Here is a 13,452-nt window from a genome sequence, read left to right as displayed (position 1 = left end):
AGGCCCTGACCGGAAGACGAAGGCGAAAAGGGATGCGGAGGCTCAGCCCCGCCGCACGCGCGTCGGACACACGTCGGACGCGCCGGACGCGTCGTGCGTCAGCGGCGGGGGGACCCCGGGCCGGTCAGGGCACCGGGGCCACGACGCATCCTGATGGAGTACGTGCAGCCCCGGCCGAGACCGGAGTTGAAGATCGCGTTGAAAGCTGCCACGGAGGCGACGCTAGGCCGCCCGGCGCCCGCCGGGCAACCGGTTTTCCCGCGCGCGGCCCCGGCCGACACGGGCGGCCCTGGCCGACACGGGCGGGTACAGCCGACACGGGCGGGTACAGCCGACACGGGCGGGTACAGCCGACGCAGGCGGGTACGGGCGGCGGGCAGCTGTCGGCTCGGGCCACGTGCGACCGTCGGCGCAGGCCGTATACGGCCGTCAGCGCTGGTAGCGGGCGAGTACGAGGTTTCCGTCCTCCTCCAGTCTCTCGCGCAGTTCGTCCAGGCCGATGGCGCCGCTGTAGTACTCCTGGAGCGCCGGTGTCGCCACCTTGTCCTTCCACTCGGCGTAGCCCCGGACGGACTGCGCGGGCGCCGGGCGCAGGTGGGCGGCGAGGGCGGTGCCGGTGGCCCAGCCGCGCTCGGCGGTGTGCAGGGCGGGGTCCTTCAGGGCCTGTTCGCCGGTCGGCAGCATCCAGTCGCCGAGGGCGAGGCGCACCATGTTGCCGGGCTGGAGGAGGAAGTCGAGGAACGCGGCGGCCTCCTTCTTGTGCGGGGTGTCCTCGGCGATCGACAGGGTCTGCGGGCTGACGCCCTGGGCGAGCCCGTCGGCGCCCGCCGGGGCGGGCAGCACCCGCCAGTCGAAGCCCTCGGGGGCCTGCTGTTCGATCTGCTGCCGGTAGGAGAAGCCGAGCGGCACCATGGCGTACTTGCCGGCGAAGAACCCGGGCAGGGTGTCGGAGCCGCCGCTGCCCAGGGTGGTGGAGGACGCGCTGCGGTCGGTGTTGACCTGGTCGTGGATGGTGCGGGGCACCACGCGGTCGCCCTCCTCGAAGCGCACCGTGACCCGCCCGTCCGCGCCCCGGTGGAACAGCTCGCCGCCGGCGGACAGGGAGAGGTTGAGCGTGGCGGAGACGGGTTCCTTGAGCGGCCAGGCCACCCCGTACCTGCCGTCGCCGCTCAGTCTCTTCGTCACCTGCCGGAACTCCGCCCAGGTCCACGGGTGTTCCGGCGTCGGGATCCGCACGCCCGACCGTTCGAGCAGGGTGGCGTTGGCGATGAGGACGCGCGGCTCCTGGAGGAACGGCACGCCGTACACCCCGTCGCCGAAGGCGGCCGTCTCCCAGGTGCGCTGCGGGATGTCCGACTTCAGCCGCCCGGGCAGCAGGTCCGTCAGGTCGGCGAGGTAGCCGCCGTGGGCGAAGTCCGCGAGGTCGTCGGAGGCGTCGTGGATGATGTCGGGCGCCTCCCCTCCCTCGAAGGAGGTGAGGAGCTGGTCGTGGACGCTGTCCCAGCTGCCCTGGACGTACTCGACGCGTACGTCCGGGTGGGTGGCGTTCCACTCCCGCACCAGTTCCCTGTTGACCCGCACGGACTCGTCCTGCCAGGCGAGGGACTGGAAGCGCAGGGTGATCCGGCCGTCGTCGGTCTCGTCGCCGCCCGCCGAGCAGCCGGCGAGGAGCAGGACGAGGGCGGTGAGCAGCGTGACGGTTCTGGTGCGCATCAGCTCTTCACCGCCCCGGCGAGCATGCCGCCCGTGATCCGCCGCTGGATGAGCGCGAAGACGAGCAGGGAGGGGAGCGTCGCGAGGAAGGCCGCCGCGGCGAGCGGCCCGAGGTCGGCCACGCCCTCGGCTCCGATGAAGTGGGTGAGGATCACGGGCAGCGTCTGTTTCTCCGGTGTCTTCAGCAGCACCAGTGCGAAGAAGAACTCGTTCCAGGCGGTGACGAACGCGAACAGGGCCGTCGCCACGATCCCCGGTGCGAGCAGCGGCGCGGTCACCGACACCAGGATCCGCAGCCGTCCGGCGCCGTCGACCGCCGCCGCCTCCTCCAACTCGGCCGGCACGGCGCGGACGTACCCCGCGAGCATCCACAGCGCGAACGGCAGCGACCACACGACGTAGACCATCACGAGGCCGGGGACGGAGTTGATCAGCCGGAGGTTCTTCAGGACCAGGAAGAGCGGGATGATCAGCAGAACGAAGGGGAAGGCCTGGCTGACCACGACCCACCCGGTGGCCGCCTTGGCGAACCGGCCGCGGTAGCGGGCCATGACGTACGCCGTCGGTGTCGCGATCAGCACCGCGATCACGGCGGCGCCGACTGCGGCCAGCAGGGAGTTGAGCGCGGCGTGCAGCAGCGGCTGCTCGTCGAAGGCCTGGCGGAAGTTGTCGAGGGTGGGGTGCTCGGGGATCCAGGTGGGATGCAGGCTGCCCAGTTCGCGCGGCGGTTTGAACGCGGTGGAGATCAGCCAGAGGAACGGGAAGGCCAGGAAGACGAGGTAGGCGAGCAGCGCCACGTACTGGCCGGCGCGGGCCGCGGTCGAGGTCCTCACGCCTCGTCACCTCCCCGCAGCCGGCCGGCCAGGAAGACGGCGAGCAGCACCGAGATCAGGGCGACCATGACGCACCCCATAGCCGCCGCGTAGCCGAACTGCCCGTACCGGAAGGCCTCTTCGTAGGCGAAGAGCATGGGCAGCCGGGTGCGTCCGCCGGGGCCGCCGCTGGTGAGGACGTAGACCAGGGCGAAGGAGTTGAAGTTCCAGATGAGGTTGAGCGCGGTGATGGCGAGGGCGACGGGTCTGAGCGCGGGCCAGGTGACCGTGCGGAAGCGGCGCCAGGCTCCGGCGCCGTCGACGGCGGCCGCCTCGTGCAGTTCGCGCGGGGTGTTCTGGAGCCCGGCGAGCAGGGCGACGGTCGTCTGCGGCATCCCGGCCCAGACGCCGACGACGATGACGGCGGGCAGGGCGGTGGCGAGACCGCTGAGCCAGTCGTGGCCGTTGCCGAGGCCGAGGTCGCGCAGGGTCTCGTTGAGGATGCCCGCGTCCGCGTTGTAGACCAGCCGCCACATGATGCCGACGACCACCTCGGGCATGGCCCAGGGGATGATCGCGAGGGCACGGGCCAGCCAGCGCAGGCGGAGGTTCTGGTTGAGGAGGAGGGCGAGACCGAGCGCGAGCAGGAACTGCGGCACCGTCACCCCGGCCGCCCACACCAGGCCGATGCGGAACGACTCCCAGAACAGCGTGTCGTGCAGCAGGTCCTGGAAGTTCAGCGTGCCGATCCACCGGGTGGGTTCCGTGCGGCCGGACTGAGCGTCGGTGAACGCCAGCAGGATGCCGTAGAGCAGCGGTCCCACGCTGAGCACCAGGATGGGGATCAGCGCGGGCAGCACGAGGAACCAGGCGCCGTGGCCGGCCCCGCCGCCCGGGCGGCCTCCGCCGGGCGCACGGCGTGCCGGTCCTCTCGGATCGGTCACCAATGTCACGTATTCAACCCCTTTGCGCTGCTCGGTCGGGCCTCGTCATGGTCGTGAAGTGACCGCGGTCAGTCAAGGGACCACGCATCCGCCTCGACCAGTGCGAATGCGACACTGAGCGACGCACGACGAGAACGACGAGCACACCGAGGGCACGGAGGCGCAGCACGATGGACGAGGCACGGGCTCGGGAGGTGCTGGCCGCGGCGGGGGTACTGCCCGGCCCGGCGCGCGAGGCGCGGCTGCTGGCCCTCGGCGAGAACGCCGTCTTCACCGCCGGTGACCTCGTGGTCAAGGTGGGCCGCGACGCGGAACTCCTGGAGCGGGCCCGCCGGGAACTGGCCGTCGCGGTGTGGCTCGCGGAGGCCGGCGTGCCGGCGGTGCGGGCGGCCGATCCGACGGCGCTGTCCGTCGACGGGCACCCGGTGACCGTGTGGCGGCGGCTGCCCGACCCGGTGCGGCCCGCCGAGCCCCGGGACGTGGCCGCGCTGCTCCGGCTCGTCCACGAACTGCCCCTCCCTTACTTCGAACTGCCGCCCCGCGAACTGCTGGGCGGTGTGGAGCGGTGGCTGCGCCTCGCGGGCGACGTGATCGACCCCGCGGACGCCGCGTATCTGCGTGAGCGCCGGGACGGCTTCGCGTCGGCCGCCGCGGCGATCACCCCGCACCTGGCGCCCGGCCCGATCCACGGCGACGCGCTGCCCCGCAACGTGCACGTCGGTCCGGACGGACCGGTCCTGGTCGACCTGGAGACCTTCTCCGCCGACCTGCGCGAGCACGACCTGGTGGTCCTCGCCCTCAGCCGGGACCGCTACGGGCTGCCCGCCGAGGCGTACGACGCGTTCACCGCGACCTACGGCTGGGACGTGCGCGAGTGGGACGGCTGCGCGGTGCTGCGCGGCGCCCGGGAGACGGCGAGCTGCGCATGGGTGGCCCAGCACGCGCCGGGCAACCCGCGGGCGCTGGCCGAGTTCCGGCGCAGGGTGGCGTCGCTGCGGGACGGGGACACGTCGGTGCGCTGGCACCCCTTCTGAGGACGCGGGGAGGGGCGGGACGGACACCGACAGGCGGGGACTGGGCCTGGGCTCGTACGGACCCGCCGTGCCCCTACGGACGGCGCCGTGCCCGTACGGACCCGCCGCGGCCGTACGGACCCGCCGCGGGCGTCAGACCCGTTCGTCCGCCGGCTCGCGCAGCGGCCACGTGCCGTCGACGACGGCCGCGGGGTCGCCCTTGCGGCGCAGGAAGCTCTGGAAGTCCGCCGCCCATTCGGCGTACCACTCGATCTGGCGGTGGTGCAGCTCCGCCGGGCCGAGGGACGCGACCTTGGGGTGGCGGCCGGCTATCGCGCAGGCCAGCCGGGCGGCGGCGAGGGCGTCGGCCGTGGCGTCGTGGGCGGTGTCGAGCGCGACCCCGTACTCCCGGCAGACCGCTTCCAGATTGCGCTTGCCCCTGCGGTAGCGGTCGACGGCACGGTCGATGGTGTACGGGTCGATGACGGGGGCGGGGTCGAGGCCGCCGAGGCGGTCGCGCAAGGACGGCAGTCCGTAACGGCGCAGTTCGGCCGAGAGCAGGCTGAGGTCGAAGGCCGCGTTGTAGGCGACGACCGGGACGCCCGCCAGCCAGTGGTCCGTGAGCACGCCGGCGACGGCGTCCGCGACCTCGTCGGCGGGCCGGCCCTCGCGGGCGGCGCGCTCGCCGGTGATGCCGTGCACCGCCACCGCGTCGGCCGGAATCTCCACGCCCGGGTCGGCCAGCCACTCCCGCCGGCCGAGCGGCTCGCCGCCCCTCACCTCGATCACCGCACCCATGACGATGCGCGCCTCGCGCGGATCGGTGCCCGTCGTCTCCAGGTCGAAGCCGATCAGCAGCTCCCGGTGCCAGCCCATGGGCGGTCCCCCTTCTTGGTGGTGCGTTCCCCCAGTGGTCTCCACCTTCCCACGGGCCACTGACAATCAGAGGGTCGCATTCCGCTTGCGGTCGCGCCGGGCACGGGACCCGTCCTTCACGACACCGGTCGCGAATCCGCCCACATCAGCTCGAACTCCTCACGATAGGTGGGGAAGAGTCCCGCATCGTCCACCTGGTCCGACTTCACGACCTTCGCGTCGTTGCGTCCGTTGCGCAGGACGAGGACCGGCGCCTCCATGCCCCGGGTGCGGCGCAGGTAGGACTGCACGACCGCGATGCCGTCGGCGCCGTCCCCGTCGACGAGGTAGGCGGTGAAGCGGGGCGTCTCGTCGAAGACCTGGATCTCGAAGGCGCCGGGGTCCCGCAGCCGGGCCCGCACCCGGCGCATGTGCAGGATGTTCATCTCCACCGCGCGGCTCAGCTCGCCCCGCTTGATGCCCAGTTCGCGCTCGCGGCGTTTGATGGCGCTGGAGGCCGGGTTCAGGAAGAGCAGCCGCACCCGGCCGCCGGCCTCGGCCATCCGCAGCAGGCGGCGGCCGGAGAAGTTCTGCACGAGCAGGTTGAGGCCGATGCCGAGGGCGTCCACGCGGCGGGCGCCGCCGAACAGGTCCTCGGCGGGGAACTGGCGCAGCAGCCGCACCCGGTCCGAGTGCACGGCGACGACGTCGGCGTAGCGGTCGCCGACCAGGTCCTCCACCGCGTCGACCGGCAGCCGGCGCGCGGACGGCACGTCGCTGCCCGCGCCGAGGACCTCCAGGAGCCGTCCGGAGGCCCGCTCGGCCTGGGCGAGCACCGCCTCGGACAGCGCCCGGTTGCGGGAGACGACGTTGCGGGTGACCTCCAGCTCGTCCAGGGCGAGTTCGACGTCGCGGCGCTCGTCCACGTAGGGCTCGAAGCAGGGCCAGTGCTGCACCATCAGCTCGCGCAGCTGGGGCAGGGTGAGGAAGCTGAGGACGTTGTCGTCGGCCGGGTCCAGGAGGTAGCCCTTGCGACGGCTGACCTCGCGCACCGCGACGGCCCGCTGCACCCACTCCTGACCGGCGGGTCCGGCCGCGGCGACCACCCAGTCGTCGCCGTGGACGGGCTCGTAGACCGGTCTGAGGACGGCCGCCACGACCGCGCGGAGCCGCTGTTCGACGAGGTTGAGCCAGATGTAGGCCCGGCCCGCCCGCTGCGCACGGGTGCGCACCTCGTGCCAGGCGTCGGAGTCCCAGTCCAGTTCCGGACCGATCGCGCCCGCGTTCATCGGCCGCGCCAGGGACACCGCACCGGGCGGGACGTCCGTGGAGTTCTCCTGGTGACCGTCGTCACCAGGAGGCAGCTCCAGCCCTCCCGAGCCCACCCGTGTACCGCCTTCCGCTCCCCCGGTCACTGCCGGGGACACCCCGTCCCAACGATCAAGGAAGGGTACTCCGGGAGCGGTCCGCGGTGCAGCCCGATGGACGGGCCGGTTTTACCAATTCCCTTGATCCACAAGCCCGTTCCGTTCGCCGTGACACCGGGGAGTGAGCGGATTCATAGCGGTGACGCGGCCGGGTGCCGCGACCGGGCCCGCGCGACCGTCCCGGGGCGCGGGCGGAGCGGAACGCCTGTGGGTGGGTAGGAGGACATACGTGCCAGGTCGTCGCCTCACTTTCGGGGAGACTTCCGAAGGACTCGGAGCCAAGGCGTCCGCACGGGCGCCCCATACCTGAAAGAGTCGTGTCCATGCAGGTCTGGCCTGGAGAGGCGTATCCACTGGGTGCCACGTACGACGGCGCCGGCACCAACTTCGCGGTCTTCACGGAGGCCGCCGACCGAGCGGAGCTGTGTCTGCTGCACGACGACGGCTCGGAGACCGCGATCGAGCTGCGGGAGAGCGACGCCTTCGTGCGGCACGCCTACGTGCCGGGCGTGATGCCCGGGCAGCGGTACGGCTACCGCGTGCACGGCCCGTACGCCCCGGAGCGCGGGCTGCGCTGCAACAGCGCCAAGCTGCTGCTCGATCCGTACGCCCGTGCGATCAGCGGGGCGGTCCAGTGGGGCGAGGAGGTGTACGGCTACCACTTCGGCGAACCCGAACGGCGCAACGACCTCGACTCGGCGCCGCACACGATGACGTCGGTCGTGGTCAACCCGTACTTCGACTGGGGCGACGACCGGCGCCCCCGGACGGAGTACCACCACACGGTGATCTACGAGGCCCACGTCAAGGGCCTGACGATGCGCCACCCGGGCCTGCCGGAGGAGCTGCGCGGGACGTACGCGGCCCTCGCGCACCCGGCGATCGTCGAACACCTCACCGAGCTGGGGGTGACGGCGCTGGAGCTGATGCCGGTGCACCAGTTCGTCAACGACCACCGCCTGGTGGACATGGGGCTGAACAACTACTGGGGCTACAACACGGTCGGCTTCTTCGCCCCGCACAACGCGTACGCCTCCTGGGGCGACCGCGGCCAGCAGGTGCTGGAGTTCAAGTCGGCGGTCAAGGCGCTGCACGAGGCCGGGATCGAGGTGATCCTGGACGTGGTCTACAACCACACCGCCGAGGGCAACCACCTGGGCCCGACCCTGTCCCTCAAGGGCCTCGACAACCCCTCGTACTACCGGCTGGCCGACGACCCGCGCTACTACACGGACACCACGGGCACCGGGAACTCGCTGCTCATGCGGTCGCCGCACGTACTCCAGATGATCATGGACTCGCTGCGGTACTGGGTCACCGAGATGCACGTCGACGGGTTCCGCTTCGACCTCGCGGCCACTCTGGCCCGGCAGTTCCACGAGGTGGACCGGTTGTCGTCGTTCTTCGACCTGGTGCAGCAGGACCCGGTGGTCTCGCAGGTGAAGCTGATCGCCGAGCCCTGGGACGTGGGCGAGGGCGGCTACCAGGTGGGCAACTTCCCGCCGCTGTGGACGGAGTGGAACGGCAAGTACCGGGACACGGTGCGGGACCTGTGGCGGGGCGAGCAGCGGACCCTGGCGGAGTTCGCGTCCCGGCTGACGGGCTCCTCCGACCTCTACCAGGACGACGGGCGCCGGCCGCTGGCCTCGATCAACTTCGTGACCTGCCACGACGGCTTCACCCTGCACGACATGGTGGCCTACAACGACAAGCACAACCAGGCCAACGGCGAGGACAACCGGGACGGCGAGAGCCACAACCGCTCCTGGAACTGCGGCGTCGAGGGCGACACCGACGACCCGGCGGTGCTGGAGCTGCGGGCCCGGCAGATGCGCAACCTCGCCGCCACGCTGCTGCTCTCCCAGGGCGTCCCGATGATCAGTCACGGCGACGAGTTCGCCCGCACCCAGCGCGGCAACAACAACGCCTACTGCCAGGACAACGAACTGGCGTGGGTGGCGTGGCCCGACGACGGCGGTGGCGTGCGTGGCGGTGGTGGCGGCGACCGGGGTGGCAGTGGCGGCGGAAGCAGTAACAGCGGCGGTGGCGGGGACACGGGCTCCGGGCTGCTGGAGTTCGTCCGCGCGATGGTGTGGCTGCGCAAGGACCATCCGGTCTTCCGGCGACGGCGCTTCTTCCACGGCCGGCCGGTGCAGGGCACGCACGACGAGCTGTCGGACATCGCCTGGTTCACTCCGGAGGGGACGGAGATGACGCAGCGGGACTGGAACTCCGCGCGGGCCTCGGCGCTCACCGTGTTCCTGAACGGCAACGCGATCTCGGAACCCGGACCGCGCGGGGAGCGCATCGCCGACGACTCCTTCCTGCTGATGTTCAACGCCTCCCCCAAGCCGCTCGACTTCGTCGTGCCGGTCGACCACGGCCGGCAGTGGGAGGTCGTCGTGGACACCTCCCGCCCGGATCCGGTCCCCTCGCAGACGGGCCCCAAGGTGCAGGCCGGGGACCGGCTGACCCTGGTGGACCGGAGTCTGACGGTGCTGCAGCGGCCGGTGTGAAGGGCCGGCCCGGGGCGCGCTTCCTTCACCCGTGCAGGGGGCCGGTGACACGAAAGGCGGCGGGGCGGGTACGTAGGTCTCCATGACACCTGAGCGACCCGGCCCGGTGCCGTCCCCGGCCGCCTCCCCCGTCCCGTCGGCCACCTACCGGCTGCAACTGCAGCCCGACTTCCGCTTCGAGGCCGCGGCGGCGGCCGTGCCGTACCTGGCCTCGCTCGGCGTGTCGCACCTGCACCTGTCCCCCGTCCTGGAGGCGGTCCCGGGCTCGCGGCACGGCTACGACGTCGTCGACCACGCGCGCGTGCGCGCGGAGCTGGGCGGCGAGGAGGGGCTGCGCGCGCTGGCGCGCACCGCGCGGGAGCACGGTCTCGGCCTGGTGGTGGACATCGTGCCCAACCACATGGCGATGTCGCCGCGCCACAACCGCGCCCTGTGGGAGGTGCTGCGCGAGGGCCCCGAGTCGCCGTACGCGCGGTGGTTCGACATCGACTGGCGGGCGGGCGGCGGCCAGGTGCTGCTGCCGGTGCTCGGGGCCCCGGTCGGCGAGGTGCTGGACGACCTCCGGGCCGACGGCGGCGTACTGCGCTACCACGAGCACGCGTTCCCGCTGCGGGACGGCACCGCGGACCTGCCGCTGCCGCAGCTCCTGGACGCGCAGTGGTACCGCCCGGTGTGGTGGCGGCTGGCCCGCACCGAGCTGAACTACCGGCGGTTCTTCAGCATCTCGGAGCTGATCGGCCTGCGGGTGGAGGACCCGGAGGTGTTCGAGGCCACCCACGCCACGGTGCTGCGGCTGCTGCGCGAGGGCGTCGTCGACGGGCTGCGCGTCGACCACCCCGACGGGCTCGCCGACCCGGGCGCCTACCTGGCGCGGCTGCACGAGGCGACCGGCGGGCGGTGGACCGTGGTCGAGAAGATCCTCGCGGACGGGGAGCGGCTCCCCGACGCCTGGCCCGTCGCCGGGACGACCGGCTACGACGCCCTGCGCCACGTCGACGGGCTCTTCACCGACCCGGCGGGGTACGGGGAACTCCTCGGACGGTACCGGGCCTTCGCCGCCCCGCAGCCGGACCGGGGCGGCGACTGGGCGGCGACGGTGCGGCGGGCGGCGTACCGGGTGCTGACGCACGAGCTGGCCACCGAGCTGGACCGCCTGACCCGGCTGGCCCACCGCCTGTGCGCCGCCTCGCCGCAGCCCGCGCCGCGCGACCGGGCACCGTGGGCGCTGGGCACGGCGTTGCGGGAACTGCTGGTGCGGCTGGAGGTGTACCGGCCGTACACGGCGGCCGACGCCGGGGAGGTCGTCACCGGGGAGGCGGCGGCCGAGGCGCGGCTCGCGTTCGCGGTGCCCGAGGAGGCCGGCGCGGTGGACGTCGTACGGGACCTGGTCCTGGGGCGGTACGGGGACGGACCCGACCACGAGGAGTTCCGGGCCCGGTTCGCGCAGACCGCCTCCGCGCTGCGGGCCAAGTCCGTCGAGGACACGGCCTTCTACCGCTACGTGCCGCTGCTGTCGGCGACGGAGGTGGGCGGGAACCCGGGGGGTCCGGCCCTCGATCCGGAGGTCTTCCACGCCTACTGCGCGCGCGTGCAGCGCGACTGGCCCGCGACGGGCACGGTGGTGTCGACCCACGACACCAAGCGCAGCGCCGACGTGCGCGCGGCCCTCGCGGTGCTGACCGAGTGTCCCGCGCGGTGGGCGGACGTCCTGACGGAGGTCGCCCGCGCGGGTGAGGGGGCGCCGGACCCCCAGCTCGCGTGGGCGGCCTGGCAGACGGTGTTCGGGCTGGGCCCGGCGGACGGCGGGCGGGTCCGGGACGCGCTGCTCAAGCACGTGCGCGAGGCGGGCCTGCACACCGGCTGGACGGAGCGGGTGGCGTCGTACGAGGAGGCGGTGGAGGCGTTCGTGGCGGCGGGGCCGTGCGGGGCGCCGGGCGAGCGGGTGGCCGAGCTGCGCAAGGCCGTGGAACCGCACGTGCGCGCCAACGTCCTCGGCACCGCCCTGGTCCATCTGACGATGCCAGGCGTGCCGGACCTCTACCAGGGCACCGAGCACGAGTACCTGACCCTGGTGGACCCGGACAACCGGCGACCGGTCGACTTCCCGACGTCCCACCCGGCAACCGGGAGCGACGGGGAGAGTCGGGAGTGCGCGGGCGGCACGGGCGACTCGGGCAGCGCGGGTGGCGCGGGCAGCATGGATGGCGCGGGTGGCGCGGGCAGCGCGGGTGGCGCGGGCGGCGCGGGCGGCGCGGGCGGCGCGGGCGGCGCGGGCGGCGCGGGTGGCGCGGGTGGCGCGGGTGGCGCGGGTGGCGCGGGTGGCGCGGGCAAGACGGTGGTGACCCGGGCGGCGCTCGCGCTGCGGGCGCGGCGGCCCGGGGCCTTCGGCGGCGCGGCGACGTACGAACCCGTGCGCGCCGAGGGGCCCGCGGCGGAGCACTGCGTGGCGTTCGCCCGCTCCGGTGACGTGGTGACGGCCGTGACCCGGCTGTCGCTGCGGCTGGCCCAGGAGGGCGGCTGGCGCGGGACGACGCTGCCGCTGCCGCCGGGACGGTGGGCCGACACGCTCGCACCGGGGCGGGAGTTCACGGGGCACGCGCGCGTGGAGGAGCTGTTCGCCGACACGCCGGTGGCGCTTCTCGAGCGGGTGAGGGACCAATGACGCCGGCCCGGCGGGGAGGTCACTCCCGGTGCATCGGCACCGCTGCTCCCGGGCCCCGGCCCGCCTCGACCGGGCGGGGGTCCTCCGCGGGGCGCCGCCCGGCCAGTTCGAAGGCGGCCAGGACGACGCGGGTCTGGTACTCCACCTGCCGGGCGACGGGTATCCAGCGGGCCCCGCAGCCGTCCAGGTAGTCGGCGCAGCCCTCGTCGACGAGCCGGTCGAGTTCCGGCAGGACACCCTCCGGATCGGCCCCCGCGCGGGTGACCAACTGGTGGAGCAGCCCGGCGGTCCGCAGGGCGAGGCGCCGTCCGGCCAGCCGCAGCGCGACCAGGTGGGCGGTGCTCATCGGCGGCAGCGGGCGGCCCGACCCGTCGTCGGTGTCGGGGTCCCAGGTGTCCGCGAGTCCGGGGCAGACGAGCAGGTAGTCGTCGACCGGGGCGAGCAGGTGCGCGGCGCCGGGCACGGCGGCGAGGTGCGGCCGGATCCGGGCGAGGAGGCGCTGCAGCCGCCGGGCGTCCTGCCGCAGGGTGTGGCTCACGAAGCGCAGCATCGCGTCCCGGTCGGAGGGGGGAGAGGCGTCCGCCACGGCCGCCACGCCCCACATCGGCGCCTCGACGACCGCGGTGACGGTGCCGTAGCGCTGCGGGTGGCACCACGTGGAGTCGACGGCGGCCTCGGTGATGGCCGCGGTGAAGTCGCCGCGGCGGGGTGGCGGGATGCGGTAGACGGCGGGCCCGAGCTGGGGCCAGTACAGGGTGTCGTAGGCGCCCAGTTCGCGGGGTACGCCGAGCCGGGCGGCGGTGTGGGAAACGCGGCCGGCGATGCCGGGCAGCTCGTGGGTCAGCTCGACGAAGCCGCCGCCCACGTCGACGCCGTGCAGGGAGCACTGGAGGAACGGACGCAGCTCCTCCTGGAGTCCGAGCAGGGTGCGCGTCTCGGGCAGGGCGGCGCGGTCGGGTCCGTCGGGCAGCCACTCGGGCTGCTCCAGGAAGCCGGGCCGGAAGAAGTTGCGGGCGTAGCGGCCGAGCGTGTATGGGCCTGACAGCCATCCCTCGTTGCGGCGCAGACCGTCGGGGTCGACGCACAGCAGCAGGTTCCAGGTGGCGTCGGCGCCCTCGGTGAGGCGGAGGTCGGCGACGGCCCGTTCGGCGAGCCGCAGGGCGGTGGCGCCGCCCACGGGCTCGTTGGCGTGCGGTCCGGCGACGACGAGGACCTGGCGGCTGCCGCGGCCGACCGACAGCAGCAGCAGCGGGGCGCCCGCGCGGGACGTGCCGACGCGGCGCAGCCGGGCGTGCCGGGGATGACGTGCGACGAGTGCGTCGGCCCGGGCGCCCAGCTCGTCTACGGTCGGATAGCGCAGGAGGGGCGGCAGGGCACACCTCCACGATGCGGGCCGTCGATACACCTGGTGTGCGCGGTGTACGCACAGTCAGTCACGACTTGGGGGGTACGTCAACACCGCGAAACGCAAAGGGATGGCGCCGGTCAAGGGCTCATCACCCCCGGTGAA

General features: G+C 73.5%; 9 protein-coding genes. 3 read left to right on the top strand and 6 right to left on the bottom strand.

From position 1 onward, the window contains the following. Positions 1–429: 429 nt before the first annotated feature. From IG94_RS0127955 to IG94_RS0127945, 3 genes are read right to left on the bottom strand one after another with little or no spacing between them, the layout of a single operon-like run. A complete protein-coding gene (locus IG94_RS0127955) occupies positions 430–1,713 on the bottom strand; it encodes an ABC transporter substrate-binding protein (protein ID WP_031043076.1) in 1,284 nt (427 codons plus the stop codon). After that, entirely contained in the window at positions 1,713–2,546 is an 834-nt protein-coding gene (locus IG94_RS0127950; RefSeq protein WP_031043075.1) for a carbohydrate ABC transporter permease, read from the bottom strand. The genes IG94_RS0127955 and IG94_RS0127950 overlap by 1 nt, the downstream gene beginning before the upstream one ends. After that, a complete protein-coding gene (locus tag IG94_RS0127945; RefSeq protein WP_031043073.1) occupies positions 2,543–3,478 on the bottom strand; it encodes a carbohydrate ABC transporter permease in 936 nt (311 codons plus the stop codon). The genes IG94_RS0127950 and IG94_RS0127945 overlap by 4 nt, the downstream gene beginning before the upstream one ends. Before the next feature lie 161 nt (positions 3,479–3,639). Between IG94_RS0127945 and IG94_RS0127940 the strand changes: the two genes are divergently transcribed. Next, positions 3,640–4,503, top strand: a complete 864-nt coding sequence (locus IG94_RS0127940) for a phosphotransferase enzyme family protein (protein WP_031043071.1) — start codon at positions 3,640–3,642, stop codon at positions 4,501–4,503. 132 nt (positions 4,504–4,635) lie between these two features. Here the strand turns inward: IG94_RS0127940 and IG94_RS0127935 are convergent, their stop codons facing one another. Both IG94_RS0127935 and IG94_RS0127930 read right to left on the bottom strand, forming a co-directional pair. Next, positions 4,636–5,358 (bottom strand): 3'-5' exonuclease, encoded by a 723-nt coding sequence (locus IG94_RS0127935; protein ID WP_031043069.1) that lies wholly within the window; start codon positions 5,356–5,358, stop codon positions 4,636–4,638. 116 nt (positions 5,359–5,474) lie between these two features. Then, on the bottom strand, positions 5,475–6,722 hold the full coding sequence (locus IG94_RS0127930; RefSeq protein ID WP_031043066.1) for an SAV2148 family HEPN domain-containing protein: 1,248 nt from the start codon (positions 6,720–6,722) through the stop codon (positions 5,475–5,477). A gap of 365 nt (positions 6,723–7,087) precedes the next feature. Here IG94_RS0127930 and glgX point away from each other — a divergent pair, with 365 nt between their 5' ends. Then, a complete protein-coding gene (gene glgX / locus IG94_RS0127925; RefSeq protein ID WP_031043063.1) occupies positions 7,088–9,280 on the top strand; it encodes a glycogen debranching protein GlgX in 2,193 nt (730 codons plus the stop codon). 82 nt (positions 9,281–9,362) lie between these two features. Next, positions 9,363–11,942 carry a malto-oligosyltrehalose synthase gene (gene treY, locus IG94_RS0127920; protein WP_031043060.1) on the top strand — a complete coding sequence of 860 codons (2,580 nt, stop codon included), beginning with the start codon at positions 9,363–9,365 and terminating at the stop codon, positions 11,940–11,942. A gap of 19 nt (positions 11,943–11,961) precedes the next feature. On the opposite strand, the gene IG94_RS0127915 is transcribed toward treY, so the two are convergent. Further along, positions 11,962–13,347: a M14 family zinc carboxypeptidase gene (locus IG94_RS0127915; RefSeq protein WP_052410889.1), complete on the bottom strand. Its 1,386-nt coding sequence runs from the start codon at positions 13,345–13,347 to the stop codon at positions 11,962–11,964. Positions 13,348–13,452: the final 105 nt, after the last annotated feature.

The sequence above is a fragment of the Streptomyces olivaceus genome (assembly GCF_000721235.1).
Lineage (GTDB): Bacteria > Actinomycetota > Actinomycetes > Streptomycetales > Streptomycetaceae > Streptomyces > Streptomyces olivaceus.
Note: the sequence above shows the minus strand (reverse complement) of the source record. Positions and strands in the feature narration are given on the sequence as shown.